At 45.7% G+C, this 20340-nt stretch carries 10 protein-coding genes and 3 rRNA genes; all 13 read right to left on the bottom strand.

Going from position 1 to position 20340, the window contains the following annotated elements; translation table 11 throughout:
• Window positions 1-66: 66 nt before the first annotated feature.
• The 13 genes from HXT40_RS01225 to HXT40_RS01165 all read right to left on the bottom strand — a co-directional run bounded on the left by HXT40_RS01225 (window position 67) and on the right by HXT40_RS01165 (window position 20328).
• Window positions 67-621, bottom strand: a complete 555-nt coding sequence (locus HXT40_RS01225; protein WP_012914495.1) for a cysteine hydrolase family protein — start codon at window positions 619-621, stop codon at window positions 67-69.
• 575 nt (window positions 622-1196) lie between these two features.
• Window positions 1197-1313 (bottom strand): 5S ribosomal RNA (gene rrf / locus HXT40_RS01220).
• A gap of 179 nt (window positions 1314-1492) precedes the next feature.
• Window positions 1493-4552 (bottom strand): 23S ribosomal RNA (locus HXT40_RS01215).
• Between the two features lie 377 nt (window positions 4553-4929).
• Window positions 4930-6456 (bottom strand): 16S ribosomal RNA (locus HXT40_RS01210).
• Together the 16S, 23S and 5S rRNA genes form the textbook arrangement of a ribosomal RNA operon.
• A 191-nt stretch (window positions 6457-6647) precedes the next feature.
• Entirely contained in the window at window positions 6648-6794 is a 147-nt protein-coding gene (locus tag HXT40_RS01205; protein ID WP_162720529.1) for a hypothetical protein, read from the bottom strand.
• Between the two features lie 144 nt (window positions 6795-6938).
• Complete coding sequence (locus HXT40_RS01200) at window positions 6939-7754, bottom strand: HD domain-containing protein (RefSeq protein WP_421777262.1); 816 nt, start codon at window positions 7752-7754, stop codon at window positions 6939-6941.
• Window positions 7755-7777: 23 nt separating this feature from the next.
• Complete coding sequence (locus HXT40_RS01195) at window positions 7778-10411, bottom strand: KUP/HAK/KT family potassium transporter (RefSeq protein WP_033888418.1); 2634 nt, start codon at window positions 10409-10411, stop codon at window positions 7778-7780.
• Window positions 10412-10575: 164 nt separating this feature from the next.
• Window positions 10576-11556, bottom strand: a complete 981-nt coding sequence (locus HXT40_RS01190; RefSeq protein WP_033888403.1) for a TatD family hydrolase — start codon at window positions 11554-11556, stop codon at window positions 10576-10578.
• A 54-nt stretch (window positions 11557-11610) separates the two neighbouring features.
• Window positions 11611-13407 (bottom strand): ABC transporter ATP-binding protein, encoded by a 1797-nt coding sequence (locus HXT40_RS01185; protein ID WP_421777261.1) that lies wholly within the window; start codon window positions 13405-13407, stop codon window positions 11611-11613.
• A 2-nt stretch (window positions 13408-13409) separates the two neighbouring features.
• On the bottom strand, window positions 13410-15224 hold the full coding sequence (locus tag HXT40_RS01180) for an ABC transporter ATP-binding protein (RefSeq protein ID WP_033888404.1): 1815 nt from the start codon (window positions 15222-15224) through the stop codon (window positions 13410-13412).
• A gap of 179 nt (window positions 15225-15403) precedes the next feature.
• Window positions 15404-17146 (bottom strand): ABC transporter family substrate-binding protein, encoded by a 1743-nt coding sequence (locus HXT40_RS01175; RefSeq protein WP_165845956.1) that lies wholly within the window; start codon window positions 17144-17146, stop codon window positions 15404-15406.
• A 323-nt stretch (window positions 17147-17469) separates the two neighbouring features.
• Window positions 17470-19359, bottom strand: coding sequence for an ABC transporter ATP-binding protein (locus HXT40_RS01170; protein WP_116432085.1), 1890 nt, complete (start codon window positions 19357-19359; stop codon window positions 17470-17472).
• 21 nt (window positions 19360-19380) lie between these two features.
• Window positions 19381-20328, bottom strand: a complete 948-nt coding sequence (locus tag HXT40_RS01165; protein WP_421777260.1) for an ABC transporter permease — start codon at window positions 20326-20328, stop codon at window positions 19381-19383.
• Window positions 20329-20340: the final 12 nt, after the last annotated feature.

Genomic DNA, 20340 nt, shown 5'->3' with positions numbered 1-20340 from the left:
AGCAACCAGCGTCTATTATTCTCAATAACTATTGAATACTTATTTAAATATTTTTAGCTAAAATTCTCAGCCTTCTACAATATCCGCATTAAGGCAAGTCTTAAAGTGGCGCAAAGCCCATTCGTGACCTTGCGGATCAAAGCTTGCGACTGCATCTTTGTGAACTACGATTTTGAAGCCAAGATTATACGCATCAACAGCAGTGTGAAGCACGCAAATATCCGTGCAAACACCCACCAAGTGCAACTCCTCAATATGACGTTCGCGCAGCTTAATCAGCAAATCCGTGCCATTAAACGACGAGTAGCGAGTTTTATGAATGTAATACACATTGCTTTTATCTTTATTTTCCTCGTAAAAATCACCAAGCGCGCCGTACAGCTTCTGACCGTGAGTTCCGGCGATATTGTGAGGTGGGAAAAGTTTAGTTTCAGGATGATACGGATCGTTCAAATGATGCGTATCAATCGCAAAAACCACGAACTCTCCAGCGTCAAGAAATTCCTGCGAAATCTCAGTAATACGCTTCTCAAGCTTTTGCGCAGGCTCACCTACAGTCAGAGAGCCATCGCTTGCCACAAAATCATTCGTATAATCAATGTTAATAAGGGCTTTATTCATACCTACTCCTTGTATGAAATTTACAGAATAATCGCAAATAGCATTACTGCTAACAGCATTATTGCAAATAGCTCTACTGCAATAGCATAATCGCTTTAGTTACAATATTCCGCATTCTTAATTGCTTGATTTTATTTCAATTGATAGCCCAATTATCAACTCAATTGCTGGCCCAATTGCAATCGGCGCAATACCTTAATATTCAAAGAATACTCAAAGCTCACTTGCTTCTGCACCGACTATCATCATTTAATCACTACCTTGCGGCAAATGATGCTACAAAACGTTTGCCGGGGATTTTTCGTTACTGGTGCAGTACGGTTTCTGCGCGCATGTCTCTGTTGTCTGTTTTTAACTACATTTGCCGTAAGTTTTTTCCTCGTGTTTGGAGGGTTAACCCTCGCTCTACGCTCCATTTGCGAGAACACTCTCTCACGTTTGGAGGGTTTAACCTGATTATTTGCTCCATTCGTGAGAGGACGTTCTCACGAATGGAGAATTACAGATAATAGAAAATAAATAACAGTATACGAAAATAAAAAAGCGGGGAGTGAAAACTCCCCGCTAGAAAAATAATGCGGCAGCGTGCTAGTCTCCCACACCCTATCGAGTGCAGTACCCTCGCCGTGTCAGGCCTTAGCTTCCGGGTTCGGAATGGGACCGGGCGTCTCACCTGAGCCATGACCACCGCAAAACTAGATTATACACTCACGAGCTGTGAGTGGCAACACGTGGCGGTTTGGGAACCGGACATGAACGCGAATAAAAACTCTCTTACCAACTGATCGTTAAGCAAAACATTCAGTACTCATTAACGCTAGAAGAATAATACTCATGAGGAACTCACCCTCCCCACTCACAAAAGTGAGGAAGAATGTCACCATCGCCCGTTAGTACTAGTCAGCTCCACCCCTTACAGGGCTTCCACATCTAGCCTATCAACCACGTGTTCTACATGGGGGCTCACACACTAAAGTGCAAGGAATGCTTATCTTGGAGCAGGCTTCCCGCTTAGATGCTTTCAGCGGTTATCCCTTCCGAACGTAGCTAACCGGCAGCGCCACTGGCGTGACGACCGGCATACCAGAGGTTCGTCCACCCAGGTCCTCTCGTACTATGGGCAGGTCTCCTCAACATTCCAACGAGCGCAGAGGATAGAGACCAAACTGTCTCACGACGTTCTGAACCCAGCTCGCGTGCCGCTTTAATCGGCGAACAGCCGAACCCTTGGGACCTGCTCCAGCCCCAGGATGCGACGAGCCGACATCGAGGTGCCAAACCATCCCGTCGATATGGACTCTTGGGAATGATCAGCCTGTTATCCCCGGGGTACCTTTTATCCGTTGAGCGATGCCACGTCCGTACGCCGGCACCGGATCACTATCTCCGACTTTCGTCCCTGCTCGACCCGTCAGTCTCACAGTCAAGCCCGCTTGTGCGATTACACTCAACACCCGATTGCCAACCGGGCTGAGCGGACCATTGAGCGCCTCCGTTACTCTTTAGGAGGCAACCGCCCCAGTTAAACTACCCGCCAGGCACTGTCCCTGACACGGATAACGTGTCGAGGTTAGACGCCAGATATGGAAAGAGCGGTATTTCACCTGTCGACTCCACGCAAGCTAGCGCCCACGCTTCACAGCCTCCCGCCTATGCTACACGATCCACACCTAACGACAATACCAAGGTATAGTAAAGGTCCCGGGGTCTTTTCGTCCTTCTGCGCTTAACGAGCATCTTTACTCGTACTGCAATTTCGCCGGGCTCCTGGCCGAGACAGTGGGGAAGTCGTTACGCCATTCGTGCAGGTCGGAACTTACCCGACAAGGAATTTCGCTACCTTAGGATGGTTATAGTTACCACCGCCGTTTACCGGGGCTTAAATTCACCGCTTCACCGAAGCTAACGGATCCTCTTAACCTTCCGGCACCGGGCAGGCGTCAGAGCGTATACAGCGGCTTACGCCTTCGCACGCTCCTGTGTTTTTGGTAAACAGTCGCTACCCCCTAGCTTGTGCCACCCCCAACAGCTCCGCTTGTAAAAAACATCACCATCAGGGGTCTCCCTTATGCCGAAGGCACGGGAGTAATTTGCCGAGTTCCTTGGCCAGGATTCGCCCGATCGCTTCGGTATACTCTACCAGACCACCAGTGTCGGTTTAGGGTACGAGCGGAATCACACCTCACGTTGAAGCTTTTCTTGGCAAGCAGGATCACCGGAATCAGCCTTACAGCCTACCCATCACGCCTCAGCTTTAACACCCCCCGGATTTACCTAGGAGACAGCCCACACGCTTAGCCACGGAAAACCACCTCCGCAGCCGGCTACCTACCCGCGTCACTCCCACGCTAACCTACTACCGATACAGTCCCAACACAAACCAGCCAACAACCCCGAAAGGCAATCAACCAGCAAATGAAGGTTAGTACTCTCAGATTCAGTTCGAACGGTGTAACACCGGTACGGGAATATCAACCCGTTCATCCATTCGACTACGCCTGTCGGCCTCGCCTTAGGACTCGACTCACCCGGGGACGACGAACGTGGCCCCGGAACCCTTAGTCATTCAGCGGACGGGATTCACACCCGTCTCTCGCTACTCATGTCTGCATTCTCACTCCTGTAAAGTCCACGACAAGTTCACACTGCCGCTTCACCCCATACAGGACGCTCTCCTACCCCGCATGAAACAAATCATGCAGCCGCGTCTTCGGTGGCGTGCTTAAGCCCCGCTACATTGTCGGCGCGGAACCACTAGACCAGTGAGCTGTTACGCACTCTTTCAAGGATGGCTGCTTCTGAGCCAACCTCCTGGCTGTCTATGCGACTCCACATCCTTTCCCACTTAGCACGCGCTTCGGGACCTTAGACGACGATCAGGGCTGTTTCCCTTTTGACGACGGAGCTTATCCCCCGCCGACTCACTGCCGTGATAAACCTAACAGGTATTCGGAGTTTGGCTGCTATTGGTACCCGGTATGGGCCCGCAAGCATCCAGTAGCTCTACCCCCTGTAAGCAATAACACGACGCTGCACCTAAATGCATTTCGGAGAGAACCAGCTATCACGGAATTTGATTGGCCTTTCACCCCTAACCCCAAGTCATCCCCCCAGTTTTCAACCTAGGTGGGTTCGGTCCTCCACACGGTCTTACCCGCGCTTCAACCTGCTCAGGGCTAGATCATCCCGCTTCGGGTCCAGGACATGCGACTCAAACGCCTTTTAAAACTCGCTTTCGCTACGGCTCCCCCACCCGGGTTAGCCTCGCCACATACCACTGACTCGCAGACTCATTTTTCGATAGGCACGCCGTCACCCCACAAAGAAGGCTCCGACGGATTGTAAGCGCACGGTTTCAGGAACTATTTCACTCCCCTCCCGGGGTGCTTTTCACCTTTCCCTCACGGTACTAGTACACTATCGGTCAGACAGGAATACTTAGGCTTACCCAACGGTCTGGGCAGATTCACGCGGGATTCCACGAGTCCCGCGCTACTTGGGAATAAACATAAAGAGACATCGCACGACAAGCTACGGGGCCATCACCCTCTACGGCTGGGAATTCAATCCCATTCACCTAGCACGACATTTTATCACTCTCCTCAACCCCGTCAGAGGCTGAACAGTCCATCCCACGACCCCGAATGCGCAACACCTGACGGCTATCACACGCACCCGGTTTAGCCTGATCCGCTTTCGCTCGCCACTACTCACGGAGTATCCTTTCCTGCAGGTACTGAGATGTTTCACTTCCCTGCGTACCCCCCACAAAAACTGTGGTGACCACTCATAACAGTGGCCGGGTCTCCCCATTCGGAAATCCTCGGATCAAAGCCCACTCGGCAGCTCCCCGAGGCATATCGCAGCCCGTCACGTCCTTCATCGGTCCTGTCTACCAAGGCATCCACCATACGCCCTTACCAGTGACAAACACTAAAGTAAGAACCCATCAGCAAAATTCTCTAGACAAAAAATCATCACACTAAACGATCACAAAACGATCAAGCGACTCCAACAAAAGGAGCCGGTTGAAATTGATAAAAGCAAAAAAATCGAAACAAAAAAAGTTTCGCATTTTACTCGCGTCCACTATCCAGTTCTCAAACCACCACAACACCACAAAACCCAAGCCAAACACTCAAAAGCATCAACCTGAAATCCTGTGAGTCAAGGACCGCAACCCCAAACAAAGGGGGGTGGCAATCCGGGAACCCAAAAGCATGCCCAACAAACTCATCTAAAAACGTTAACTATTGTTTTCCACACCAGTAACCACACTCAAACCGAGCGTGCACAAAAACTCCGTAGAAAGGAGGTGATCCAGCCGCACCTTCCGGTACGGCTACCTTGTTACGACTTAGTCCCAATCACGAGCCTCACCTTAGACGGCTCCATCCCAAAAGGGTTAGGCCACCGGCTTCGGGTGCTGCCCACTTTCATGACTTGACGGGCGGTGTGTACAAGGCCCGGGAACGCATTCACCGCGACGTTGCTGATTCGCGATTACTAGCGACTCCGCCTTCACGTAGTCGAGTTGCAGACTACGATCCGAACTGAGACCGGTTTTAAGGGATCCGCTCCATGTCACCATGTCGCATCCCGTTGTACCGGCCATTGTAGCATGCGTGAAGCCCTGGACGTAAGGGGCATGATGATCTGACGTCATCCCCACCTTCCTCCGAGTTAACCCCGGCGGTCCCCCGTGAGTTCCCGGCATAACCCGCTGGCAACACAGGGCGAGGGTTGCGCTCGTTGCGGGACTTAACCCAACATCTCACGACACGAGCTGACGACGACCATGCACCACCTGTGAACCTGCCCCGAAGGGAAACCACATCTCTGCAGTCGACAGGCACATGTCAAGCCCAGGTAAGGTTCTTCGCGTTGCATCGAATTAATCCGCATGCTCCGCCGCTTGTGCGGGCCCCCGTCAATTTCTTTGAGTTTTAGCCTTGCGGCCGTACTCCCCAGGCGGGACGCTTAACGCGTTAGCTCCGACACGGAACCCGTGGAATGGGCCCCACATCCAGCGTCCACCGTTTACGGCGTGGACTACCAGGGTATCTAATCCTGTTCGCTCCCCACGCTTTCGCTTCTCAGCGTCAGTAACAGCCCAGAGACCTGCCTTCGCCATTGGTGTTCTTCCCGATATCTACACATTCCACCGTTACACCGGGAATTCCAGTCTCCCCTACTGCACTCTAGCCCGCCCGTACCCGGCGCAGACCCACCGTTAAGCGATGGGCTTTCACACCAGACGCGACGAACCGCCTACAAGCTCTTTACGCCCAATAATTCCGGATAACGCTTGCGCCCTACGTATTACCGCGGCTGCTGGCACGTAGTTAGCCGGCGCTTATTCGAAAGGTACACTCACCCGAAAGCTTGCTCCCAATCAAAAGCGGTTTACAACCCGAAGGCCTTCATCCCGCACGCGGCGTCGCTGCGTCAGGGTTTCCCCCATTGCGCAATATTCCCCACTGCTGCCTCCCGTAGGAGTCTGGGCCGTATCTCAGTCCCAATGTGGCCGTCCGCCCTCTCAGGCCGGCTACCCGTCGAAGCCTAGGTGGGCCATTACCCCGCCTACAAGCTGATAGGACGCGACCCCATCCCATGCCACTAAACACTTTCCCAACAAGACATGCGTCAAGTTGGAGCATCCAGCATTACCACCCGTTTCCAAGAGCTATTCTGGAGCATGGGGCAGGTTGGTCACGCATTACTCACCCGTTCGCCACTCTCACCAGTCAGCAAGCTGACTAGATCCCGTTCGACTTGCATGTGTTAAGCACGCCGCCAGCGTTCATCCTGAGCCAGAATCGAACCCTCCACGAAAAACTTCAATGAAGAGCCAACAAAAGGCTCCAATATTAAAAAGAAAAAGACGAGACATTCTTTAAGGAAAGAACATCCCAACAAAAACCTCACCACCATTTAACCATCTCTCAGGCACCCTGCAATCTGCAAGGCAGGCAATGAACTGGCAATAATTAACTAATAAGTAGTACAGACACGCTCTTGAGTTCTCAAACCACCACCACACCAGCCGGCCCATCAACCTCAACCGAGGAGAACCAGCCGCGCTGAGCAGCAAGAGATAAACTTACACCAACCCACGCTAAAACGCAAACCCACCAAAAACAAACACCCCAAAACCATTGAAAACAAGCCAAAACACCGGCGTGTCGAAAACCACGAAAAAACACCAAAAAAGCATGCTATCTGATATTGAATCTATAAAAACTTTTTAAAAAATAATAGATTTCTTAAAAAAATACACAAAAATAGGATAAAAATACGCAAAAAATCAATAACGCTCACGCATCAACACGCATATTAAAGATTTCTGCCAGACCTGCAATATCTGGCTCACCATATTTCGCAACCAATTGCATCCAACGATTAGCATTGTCTTCGCCAAATCGCGCAGCCTTGCGACGATAAGAATCGACTGTCAAAAAACGAGGAGGTATCGATTTGCTGTTATATTTATCCGCAACCATAACAATTTCTTGCTCAACTGTTTGCGGAATATAGTCTTCAGCAGGAAGAGACAAATTTTGCGCAATAACTTGCTCTCGAGTTAAGCCAACTCCAGTATGATTGCGCGCAAATTGCGCAGCATCCTCACTAAAACCATTATCAATTAAATATTTATATCCGCGCAAGCCATGCAAAATATAATTCGGACCATCAAAGCGCAATATACCACCAGCGTTGCTACTGCCATCACTTTCAAGCACAAAATACGTGCCAATATCGTGCAACAATCCACCTATTAAAACTGCGTATTCATCAATATACTGTTTTGGAGCTAAGCCACCACTAAGCGCAGGTAATATTGCATAACTATCTCCGACAAGCTCCTGAAGGCAATTTTTTGCTATTTCAGCACGCTTACGCAAAGTTTCACTCATTTGAGCAGCACGATTTTCAGCGGACAAAAGCATATTGCAATGATGAGCAATTTGCCAAGCAATTGTTGAGATTACAACACAATGACCGTGAATAAGCTCATAAGCAGCAGAAGATGGTGCAGTTGCACTATGCAATTTCTCTGCTTCACCAAAATCAGGTAAATCAGCGAGTTTTATCGAGTTGCAATTAAGTATACTTTCTGCACCATTTTCCATTTTAAGGCTCTTCCTTAAGATTCTTACTTAAGATTATTTTTTGCACTCTTTTCAGTTGCTGCACTCTTTTCAGATTTCACACTATTCGCATCATTGGCACGAGCAGCATCCTCCACAGCCTGCACAACAGCATGCGTTACATTCGCTGCATCGATATTTGCTCCATCTTTATTAGGCTTCTTCACGCTAACTTTTTTTGTCTCTTTAATTGGAACTGGGCTAATTTTCCCAGTATTGGCAAGTTTTTCGTTAGCAAACATCACATTAGCAGCAGCAATATCTCGTGCGTTCATAACAGCAGTCTGCTCCGCATCAGTAGGTCTGATATCTTTCACAACGTGAATATTAGTTTCAAGCGCTGAGGCACCTTGCAAAGATTGAACTGCTCGCTGAGAACAGTCTTCACGCTTCAAACGCGGAGGTCTGCGAGTAGAAATAAACAACGGCTGCACTTCAACAACTGGATTGTAAGGAGCCAAACCAAACCATTTAACAGGCGTACCAGCAACATGTCTAATTGCATATTTCATCTTTAAAGATAACGCTCCACGCACAGAAATATTAGATTCCGGCATCAACGCTTTGTGCAACAGAACATATCGAATTGGTCCAATATCTGGATCTGCATCAACCTTCGGATACACGGATTTTTGCTGAGGAAGTTCGCCCGTGTGCGACAAGTCATGCATAATTTGGTGAAGATACGCTGGTATAGAAGGCGACACTTTAAATCCGAGTTTAATTTTTACGCGGAATAAGTAGTCCGTACCGAAATTCTCTACACAATACTCACGAGTAAACGGAGCGTCATCTGTTTCTACAGAAACAGCCCACCAAGCTCTAGCACGCTTTGGATGGTCGGCAAAAATAGAGAAGAAGATTCCAGTATCGAGACGCTTCATTTCACAATCGGAAGTCAAATACACAATATTGTCAGCGAAATACGGAATACGGAAATCTCCGTGCAACTTATCTAGCACAGGTAGGAAATCTTTCGGTTTCATGTGCAAACGTTGCGAACGCTCAATTTTAGTTCCATCTTTCCAAGTGACCATAATGATCAAAATTGAAACACCGAGCAGCATAGTAAACCAGCCACCGTGCATGAATTTCGCCATGGAAGCCACAAAGAACATCATCTCAATCATGAGGAATACGATTGCAAATATGAAGGCACCAAATCGCTTCTTCTGATACCACATGTGCACTGTAAGCAAAATAGTCGTAGCAAGCATAGTTAGAGTTAAAGCTAAACCGTATGCGCCAGAGATATGTTCAGAATCGCGGAATACTGCAAGAACCGTAATAGTGGCAACACACAGCACAACATTCACAACTGGAATATACAGCTGTCCACGAGTTCTAGCAGGATATCGCACTTGCAAATGTGGCATCCAATTTAGGCTTGTTGCCTCAGAAACCATTGTGTATGCGCCTGTAATCAGCGCTTGAGAAGCAATAATGCCAGCAGTAACCGAAAGAATAACGGCAACATATCGCACATTCGGTTCAAGCATTTGGAAGAACGGGTTCAAACCTTCTATTGACCATAATGCTTTATCGTTTTGATTTTTCAACATCCAAGCGCCTTGCCCAAAGTAATTCAGCAGCAAAGCAATTTTAATAAACGGCCAGGTTGCGTACACATTGCCTCTACCAACATGACCCATATCAGAATATAACGCTTCAGCACCGGTAGTAGAAAGGAAGATCACACCCATAACCGCTAATCCCTGCACATTATGCGTGCTAAACAGGAATTTTATGCCATAAATCGGGTTAAGTGCTTCAAAAATAGTCCAATCTTGGCCAATGTTCATGACACCAACCAGCGCAAGGAAAGCAAACCAAAGCATCACAACAATGCCAAATACTTTGCCAATTCGCTCGGTTCCGCGTTGCTGTACAGAGAAAAGTATGACGATTATAATAACCGTAATCATCATCGACAAATTCTCATTTTCTAAGAATATTGGCTTAAACACTGCAATAGTGCGCAAACCTTCAACTGCTGAAGAGATGGAAACTGCAGGAGTCAGCACAGAATCTGCCAAAAACGCGGCTCCACCAATCATTGCCGGTATTGCAAGCCACGCGCCTTTTTTACGTAGAAGCGAATATAAAGCAAAAATGCCGCCTTCGCCTTTGTTGTCTGTTCTCATTGCAACAAATACGTATTTTACGGTTGTAATTAATGTGATTGACCAGAACAGTAGCGAAAGCATTCCGTAGATAGTCGCGCGATTTATGTTTTGTAAGCCGCCTTGACCTGCTAAAAATGTTTGCGCAGTATAAAGCGGAGAAGTACCAATATCGCCATAGACAACGCCAAGAGCAACAATTGCCATTCCCAATGTAAAACGATCGGAACTGGTTTGCAATTTTGCCCACCATCTACCTAACGGACCTCGTACTGCACTAGCAACAAGCTTTTCTGCTTCTTTTACCTCTTGCGCTTGCTGCTGAGCTATTACTTTGCGCTCTTCGCGTGTTGTCGTTTTTTTTGACACCTGAGGAGCCTTAGTAAACGAGGCAGCTCGCAATATAGCATCCTTAGTACCTTTTAAGGATTTAGTGCTTTTCTCGGAATCTTTCGCGCCGTTGCGAGGATCCTTTGTACTATCGTTTGATGGTACAGTAGTGCGTGACTTAGTCATGCTTAATTGTTCCTCCATATATGAGGTTTCTTCTTGATGCCAACAAGAAGTCGCATAAACCTCACACCTCACAGTTTTATTTCCGTACTTGGATATTGTATACAACAATAGTGCATCGCGCAAAAAATATTAAAAAATCCTTGAAAATTAAGGATTTTATATTCCTAAAATTCGTAAATTTTTCGCGTATTTTCGCGTGTAACTTTCGCTGCTTGCAATAACGATATATTTAGAACTTCAGAAAGTGTTTCTAGCGTATAAGGAACCATATAAGGCGCGTTTGGCCGTCCACGATACGGCATTGGCGTTAAATAAGGCGCATCCGTTTCAACAGTTATATGGTCTTCGCCAATAATTCGCGCAGATTCGCGTAATTCATCATTGCCTTTGTAACTTATAGTTCCAGAAAAACTTGCGTACCAACCGTGCTCTTTCAATATTTCGGCTAAATCCACACCACCAGCATAACTGTGAAATACTGTTCGCTCAGGAGCGCCATCTTTTAGTAAGACTTTTACTACGTCTTCATGCGCATCACGATCGTGAATTTGTAAAGGTAAATTCAGCTCTTTTGCGAGCGCAATATGGTCGCGAAAAGCCTCTATTTGTGCTTCTCGCGCAGGCTCTCCCGTACGAAAGTAGTCTAAGCCAGTTTCGCCTATTGCCACTACTTCTTTTGGATGAGCAATTACTAGCGAGCGCAAATGTTGCATAGCTTCGTCAAATGGAATATCGTGATACGGCTTGTAAACTATTGGCAATCCGTCAGGACCTTTAGCTCCTTTGTGACCGTGTAATACTGCTTCGTTTGGGTGTATTGCTATTGCTGCGCGAACTGAATTTTCATGCGTTTGAGCAAACTTAATCGTCGGCTCCCAATCTGGATATTCACATCCGACTTCTAGCATGTGCGAAACGCCTGATGATTTTGCTTGAGCAACTAAGTCGTCTACAGTAGGTTCCGCTATTACATCGCGGCCTTTTTCTGCTAATTCTTGATTTAGATTATGCGCAAAATCCACAACGCTAAGCATGTGCGTATGATCGTCTGCAATTGTTATTCCTTCTTGTAGCAGATTTTCCCATACTGCAGATTGCGTTGCTAAAGCCGGCGCCCAATTATGTTCGCGATGATGTTTACTCATATTTTTAAGTCTACTCGCAAACTCAACTGTCAATTTTTATTGAATGATAAGTATTTATAAAACTGCTTTGCGAATTGCATCATATTGCGATTTTACAAGACGATAATACGCTCCTCTTGCCTCCATAAGCTCGTTATGAGTGCCTTTTTCAACAATTTCTCCATGATCGATTACACAAATCAAATCCGCATTCTCAATCGTCGAAAGCCTATGCGCTATTACAAAAGATGTGCGATTTTTAAGTAATTGAGCTAATCCTGCTTGTAATGCTTCTTCTGTACGAGTATCAATATTACTTGTTGCCTCATCTAGAATAAGAATTCGCGGATTCGCAAGCAATACTCGCGCAAACGATATAAGCTGACGCTGACCTGCAGAAAGAGTGGCTCCGCGCTCTTCAATTTCAGTATCGTATCCGTTCGGTAATCCTTCAATAAATTCGTGAGCATGAACTGCACGCGCTGCAATCTCAATTTCTTCATCAGTGGCATCGAGCTTTCCATAACGGATGTTCTCGCGTACGGTTCCACTGAAAATAAAACTATCTTGCAACATTACGCCCATTTGTTTTCTAAGAGATGCGAGCGTTACTGAACGTACATCGTACCCGTCTATAGTAATCGAGCCTTCTGAAACGTCGTAGAATCTAGAAAGAAGACTTACGAGAGTTGTTTTTCCTGCACCAGTAGGTCCCACAAGAGCTACAGTAGTGCCAGGATTAACATGCAAATCAACCAAGTTTAATATTGGCCTTCCATCTTCTTCGTAACGGAAAACAACGTCGTTTACGTCTACTTTTCCTTCGATTTGAGGCAATTGAATAGCATCTGGCTTATCTACGATATTTGGCTTAATTCGTAGAGTTTCAAAAATTCGTTCCAAATAAACTGAGCACGTTACAAGTTGCGTATAGAAGTTTCCAATATTTACTACTGGATCCCAGAAAGTAGTCGAATACCAAACAAATGCTATAAGTGTTCCCGTGCTCACGTTCATTGCACCTAAGTTTGCTATGCCAGCGTAATACAAAAGCGCTATTGCTGCAGTCTCAATAATTGAAGCACCAGGCCAAAGTAACATTTGCACTCTAACGTTTCGCATCCAAGCACTTCTTACTTCTGCTTGTTGCTCTTGGAAAGTAGCGTATGCTGTAGCTTCTCGCGCAAAAGTTTGCGTTGTTTTTACTCCTGCGATTGATTCGTGCAAATACGCATTTAAATTACTTTGTTTATTTGATAACTTTTTAGACGCTTTTCTTTGCAAAATTTGTAAAGTTCGCGTCCAAATTATAAATATTGGGAATAGCACCAAGCTCCACAAAGCCATTCGCCAATCTATAATAAACATTGTTATTAATGTAATAATAAGCACAAAAACGTCAGAAAATACGTTAATTAAACCGGATGAAAGCGTGTCAGAAAGCGTATTGATGTAGTTTACGATGCGAATCAGAATTTTCCCATGCGGACGCGAATCAAAATAGTCAAAAGATAATGATTGCACGTGCGTAAAGATATCGCGGCGCATGTCTTTGATTATCATCTGGCCGATGCGTGTAATTGCTAAAGTTCTGTACGCTAAACCAAGCTCATACAATATAATGAGCAGTGCGAATACGGCAATAATTGTATATAAATAATTGACGTTTTTCTGAGACAATACAACGTCGATTAGCGTTTTCGTAATCATTGGCATCGCTGTCATAATGATGCTGCCGCTAATAACTACCATAATTACGAATAGAAGTTTAGTAGCATACGGCTTCATATATTTTCTAACGCGCATAAGTTCGTGCACGTTTATGTGTTCTTCTTGACCTTCGTCTTCACGATAAGTATTACGTTGTGCCATTTCTACTCCCCCTTCGTTTCGAATCCTGCAGACCTGCCAGTTTTAAAGCCAAGTTGCTTTCTATAGATCTCCCAATACCTCCCGTGCGCTGCAACAAGCTGAGCATGCGTGCCGCGTTCAATAATTTTCCCGTGATCTAGCACAACAATCATGTCTGCATCTTTAACGGATGAGATTCTGTGCGCAATAGTGATTATTGTGCGCGTGCCATCAAGCTTTTTCAGCTCCTGCTGAATATGCTCTTCCGTTTCCATATCTACAGCAGAAGTTGTATCGTCCATAATCAAGATTGCAGGATTATTTGCCAACGCTCTAGCTAAGCTCAAACGCTGCTTTTGCCCACCAGAAAGACCTACCCCACGCTCGCCTACTACTGTTTCATAGCCTTCTGGCATATCCATAATAAAATCGTCTGCTGCAGCAATTGTTGCCATCGTGCGAATGGTATTATCTAATTCCTTACAATTTTCTTTAGTTTGAGGTAATCCAAAACTAATATTTCCTGCAATAGTGTCCGAAAATAGGAATGTTTCCTGCGCAACTATGCTAACTTGGTTACGAACAGTTTCTAACGGCCATTCGCGCACGTCTTTTCCGTCAATTAAAACACGACCACGCGTAGGATCATAGAATCTTGCTATAAGACTTACGAGAGTTGATTTGCCGGAACCAGTTTCACCAAGAATACCCAGTTTGCTTCCAGCAGGAACGTCTAAATCAATATCTTTTAAGATTGGAGAGTCTTGATCGTCTGGGAATGAAAAATCAACATGCTCAAAAGTAATTTTACCTCTAATTTTAACGGTTTCGTCCGCTTCTTTTGGATGTCTAATATGCGATTCTTGCGTAAGAAGTTTGCGAATATTCACGCATCCTGCGTTAAAACGCTGCCAATCATTAATAAGCCAGCCCACCATTCGTACAGGCATGTGTAGCATCCAAAGGAAGCTATTAAAAGTGACGAATGCACCTAAAGTCATGTTGCCATTCAAAACAAGCCATCCGCCGAAACCAACTGTTATAAGCTCAAGCACAAAACCCATGCCATCGAGCCAAGGCATGTATTTTTGAGTATTTTTTGCAAGCGTAATATTGCAATTAAAGTAGTCTTCGTTGCACTTATCGAATTTCTTAGTTTCGTAATCCTCACGCACGAAAGCTTTTACTACGCGATTCCCCTCGATATTTTCTTCCACCATTGAATTCATGCGCGCAAAGGATTCACGAATTGCAAGGAATTTCGGTCTAGCTTTTTTGCCCATAATTTTTGCGAGCAGAAACAAAAATGGCGTAATTGACATAAGTGCTAAAGCGAGCTTCCACTGAATTGAAAACATTATAACCAGCGCTAGCACGAACATTACTACACAATCTAACGCCATATACGAAACCCAACTTAAAATATGACGAATCGCGTCAGTATCCGATGTCATACGACTCATAATGTCGCCTGTGCGCGTGTGATTAAAGTACGTAAAATCGAGAGAATGAAGCTTTTCGTACTCGTCGCTCACCAGGCGATACACGGCATTTTGACCAAACTTTTCCATTAAAAGCTGGTAAATATACCTTGAGCCAACGCGAACAATCATCATTGCTACCATCAAAACGCATACGCTTATAAGCAAATTATGCTGTTTGCCAATAATGATTTTGTCTACAATAAAGCCCGAAAGCAACGGCATTGTCATTGCCATCGTGTCATTGATAATAAATAGAAAAATAGCAAGCCAAACTTTCCACATGTCCGGCTTACAGTATTGCAATACCCAGCGCACGTTACTCGCATCTTTGCGTTTATTCGGATTGACGTACATGCGCCAGCTTCTCCTTTGTTTCCGATTTTGCTTTTTGAGACTTAATTTTAAATTTATACTATTTTCTCACATTAGCATACACAAAAAGATGTGGCGTGTAGCCAAAAGACTACACGCCACATGCTATAAGTTAAGCAATCAGCTTAGTAAACTTGCGCGAATTATCGCTACAAATTTACTTACTTCTGCCAGCCCATATCCTCTGGGTAGGTGCTTGCGTAACCAGCAGGGCCGTTGTTAGCAAAGCCCTTCTTGAACACCTGGTAAATAGGAGGAGCAGAAACTGGAAGAGTTCCGTAGAGTGCGAGAGCTGCAGACTCTGCCTTGTTTGCATAATCAGTCTGTTCCTTGTAATCGTAGGTCTTGCCAATCTTGTTGAGCATAGCATCAATCTTCTTATTGCCAACGAGACCGAGGTTGGAATCGCTATCAGACTTGTAAACCTGGCTTGCTGCAGACAAGAAGCTCAATGGAGATGTGGACTGCCATGCCAATGGAAGCACCTGGTACTCGTGCGAAGCAACAACCTCGGAGAACTTAGCAACAGCATGGTTCACAGTCTTGCACTTAATTCCAGCCTTCTTCATCATGGCCTGGAATGCGTTAGCAAGAGCTGCCTGAGTAGAATCATCGCCGAAGAAGGTGAAGGAAATCTCAAGAGTCTTGCCATTCTTGGCGTAGTAGCCATCCTTGCCCATCTTGTAACCAGCAGCTTCAAGGGTCTTCTTAGCGTTTTCGGTGTTGTACTTGCCGTCAGCAGGAAGATTGTTCTTGTAGCCAGCCTGGAACATGGAGAGAAGCTCAGAACCTGGCTGCTCGCTCTTCCAGTTCATGCCCTGGAACTGAATCTTGTTGTAGGTAGCAACGTCGAATGCCTGAACAACAGCCTTACGAACTGCAAGCTCGTTAAGTGGCTTGGACTTAGCGTTGAAGTTAAGCACGCGAACCTTGGTGCTGTAGCCGTAACGCAGCTGAGCACCCTTAACGCTACGAGCAGACTTGATTGCGTCCTTAGAAGAAATGGTATCGGTTACAGCATCGATTTCACCGTTCTGGAAAGCGTTCAAAGCTGCAGTATCTTCCATACGCTTTACAACGACCTTATCGAGCTTTGCCTTCTTACCCCACCACTTTGGATTGCGGGTGAAAACAACCTGATTTTCGGTTGCGGATTCAATCTGGAATGGACCTGCACCCCACTCGTTGTGAGGATTGTTTACCCAACCCTGGTTGAAGGTCTTAACGTCACCGGCCTTTGGATGAACCAGTGGAGCGAAAAGCATTTCCCATGTTGCGCATGGCTTCTCATAAGTCACTATAACCTGCTTTGGAGTGGAACCTTGTTCAACACTCTTGATGCAGTCATAGCCTTCAGTACTTGGGACGGAGTAATCCTTGTTCTTTCCGTTCAAAGCCTGCCAAGTAGCCTTAAATGCGGTGTAATCAATATCAGTGCCGTCATTCCACTTGGCCTTTGGGTTCAAGTTGTACTGAACAACGAGTGGCTTATCGCTAACCTTCTTGACGGAAGTGATGTAGTCAGGGTTGTACTTAAGCTTTTCACCCTTAACGGTGTCATAAGCCATAAGATCTGGCTGGTAGAAGCCCCACAAAGTATTCATGTAACCAGAGTTACCGTCGTTAGAAGCGTAATTCCAGTTTGGACCGAGAACAGGAAGAGCAACGGTGTAAGTGCCGCCGTCCTTAACGTTGTCACGTGACTGTGGATTATCGTAACGCTTGTTGACATCTGGCATTGGAAGTTCGCCAGTGTAAGAAGTGTCAACACCAGCAGCTGGCTCTTCAGTCATACCTGCTTTACCAGCATTGTTAGTAGCACCGCCGCAAGCGCCGAGCAGCATTGCAACAGAAAGTGCAGCTGCGGCAAATACAGTCAGTTTACCTGCATTTGTATTTTTCATGATTCCTCTCATTCCCCGGATGATGTCCGTCTTCCGGTATGTTGTATGAGTATATACAACTCTATGACATTCGACAAATCGTTTTCACAAAATATTGATTTTTTTCTTTTCAACTTTATGAAAATTAGGCAAAAAAGAATAATTTATTATCTATAATGAGCAAAACAGAAAATTTTTTAGTTTATTTTGGCTAAAAAACAAAATATATTACGTTTTTTAAATTTATGTTACACAATAAAAAATCGCGCATGTTGTAATAAACATGCGCGACTAAGTAATTTATTCAGATTGATGAAGATTAACTAAAATCAACAAGTCATGAATTACCTAACATCGTCAAAATTATCTTCTTCAGAAAGAATAATACGCCTACGGTTCTTCTCAATTGTAGGATCCGGAATTGGCACAGCGCTAATCAAAGCCTGAGTGTAAGGGTGCTTTGGATTATCAAACACCTCATCCGTTTCACCAGATTCAACAATTCGACCGTGATACATAACAGCAATACGGCTAGAAATGTGACGAACCACAGCCATGTTGTGAGCCACGAACAAGTAAGCAACACCCAACTTGTCTTGCAAATCTTCAAGCAAGTTAATAATTCCAGCCTGAATAGAAACATCCAAAGCCGAAACTGGCTCATCAAGAAGCAAAAGCTTAGGATTCACAGCCAAAGCGCGAGCAATAGCGATACGCTGACGCTGACCGCCGGAGAACTGCGTTGGGAAGCGATCAACTTGATCAGGATTCAACTCAACCAATTGCATAAGCTCAGCAATACGCTGGCGAATTTCTTCCTTCGACTTCTTTTGCACGAGCAAAGGCTCGGCCAAAATATCGTAAACAAGCATACGAGGATCAAGCGAGCTCATTGGGTCCTGGAACACGTACTGAATCTTAGAACGAAGTTCGCGACGCTGCTCACGAGTCAACTTATCGTTCAACTCAGTACCAAAAACTGTAATAGAACCAGACTCAGGCTTCTTCAAGCCCATAATCTCCATCAAAGTCGTGGACTTACCAGAACCAGACTCGCCAACCAAAGCCACAGTTTCGCCTTCACGAACCTCAATACTCACACCATCAACCGCGCGAACTTCGCCAACCTTGCGTCGCAAGAAGCCACCGCTAGTAATTGGGAATGTTTTAACCAAGTTCTTAACATCCAAAACAACTTTTCGTTGTTCACGAGGAATGCCTTCAAACATTGGCTTAATTGGCTTTTCGGTTTCCGCATGAAGCAACGAGCGAACAGTTTCGCTTTCAGCTTCAAGACCCATCATTGTGCTGTCGTCGCCGCTTTCTTCTTCAGCCATAAGCATATCCATAGTCGGCTTAGAAATTGGAGTCAAACGACGAGTGCGCTTTTGATCAACGCGAGGAACAGCACCCAACAAGCCAATAGTGTACGGCTGAGTTGGGTGAGCAAAAATCTCTTCAACGCTATTATGCTCAACCAAATGACCCGCATACATAACAATAACTTCGTCTGCAACGCCAGCAATTACGCCCAAATCGTGAGTAATAAAAATCATTGCAGCGCCGGTTTCGCGCTGAGCTTTCTTCAAAACTTCCAAAACCTGAGCCTGAATAGTCACATCCAAAGCGGTAGTAGGCTCGTCGGCAATAATAATGTCAGGATTATTGGCAATAGCCATAGCAATCATCACGCGCTGGCGCATACCACCAGAAAACTCGTGAGGGAAAGCCTTCAAACGCTCAGCCGGCTTAGTAATACCAACCAAATCAAGCAATTCAATAGAACGCTCGCGAATCTGCTCTTCAGTCATGTCAGGATTATGAATAACCAAAGCTTCCTTAAGCTGATCACCAATAGAGAAAACAGGGGTTAAAGCAGAAAGAGGATCCTGGAACACCATAGCAATATTCTTGCCACGAATCTTACTCATTTCTGCATCAGACTTAGTTAAAAGCTCCTCGCCCTTATACTTTACAGAGCCTTTAACGCTAGCGTTTTTATCCAGCAAGCCCATAACAGCCAAGGACGTAACCGACTTACCAGAACCAGATTCGCCAACGATACCAATAGTCTTTCCGCGGTACAAATCAAAATTCATTCCGCGCACAGCATGCACAGTACCAGCTTCAGAAGCGAAGCTAATTTGCAAGTCGCGTACTGAAAGCAACGGTTCGTTGTTTTGATCTTCCATCGTGGTTTCTTCCTTAATAGCGTTATTTGCAATATCAGTCATGTTTATCACTCCAAACGCTCGTTAGTCGGCCTTACCAACAGACCTAGAATATGGATCAATGGCATCACGCAAACCGTCACCAATAAGCTGCACGGAGAAGGTTAGCAAAACAAGCACTGCAGACGGCACCAAAAGCACCCACGGAGAAGTCTGCACAACGCTTTGGCCAGCATTAAGCAAAGTACCAAGAGAAGTATCCGGAGCCTTAATACCAAGGCCCAAGAAGCTCAAAGCAGTTTCGCCGTTAATCGTACCAATAACACCAAGAACCGTGTTAATAATCAATACAGAACCCAAGTTTGGAACCAAGTGGCGCACAATAATGCGGAACGAAGAAACGCCCTCGAACTTAGCTGCACGAACATACTCACGTTCGCGCAAGCTCAAAGTCAACGTACGAAGAGTACGAGCGTAACCAATCCAACCAAAAGCTGTTAAGCCAAATGCCAACCACAGCCAATCGCTACCACCACTAGAAGCACTAATGATTAAAGCAATCAGCAGGAAGGAAGGAACAATCAGCAGCATGTCCAAAAGCCACATACCAACCTGCTCAAACCATCCTTCGAAGTAAGAAATAGCAGTACCAACCAAAGCAGCAATAACTGTAATGGTAATAGAGCTAACAATACCAATGGAAAGTGAACGACCAAGTCCGCGCACAACCATTGCGTACATGTCTGAACCGCCTGGCGTAGTTCCCAGCCAATGCTCTGCAGAAGGAGGAGTTGCTAGAGAAGAAAAGTCTGGTTCGTCGTAGCTCCACTTTGAAATCTTTGAGCCAAACAAAGCAAAAAGAATCAAAATTACGAGCATAACCAAGCCCACAACTGCAGACGGGCGACGGAAGAATCGACGCGTATAAAGCGTCATCTTACCAGTGCGCTTAAAGTTGCCCCAGGCACCAGCAGTAGCTTTTCTATCTGCAGCAGATTCTTGAGGTTTTGAAGATACATCTTTTTTATTCATATCAAATTCACC

Source organism: Gardnerella sp. DNF01180P, assembly GCF_049244205.1.
GTDB classification, from domain to species: Bacteria; Actinomycetota; Actinomycetes; order Actinomycetales; family Bifidobacteriaceae; genus Bifidobacterium; species Bifidobacterium swidsinskii.
The sequence above is the reverse complement of the archived record's forward strand: the minus strand, read 5'-3'. Positions and strand labels throughout refer to the sequence as shown.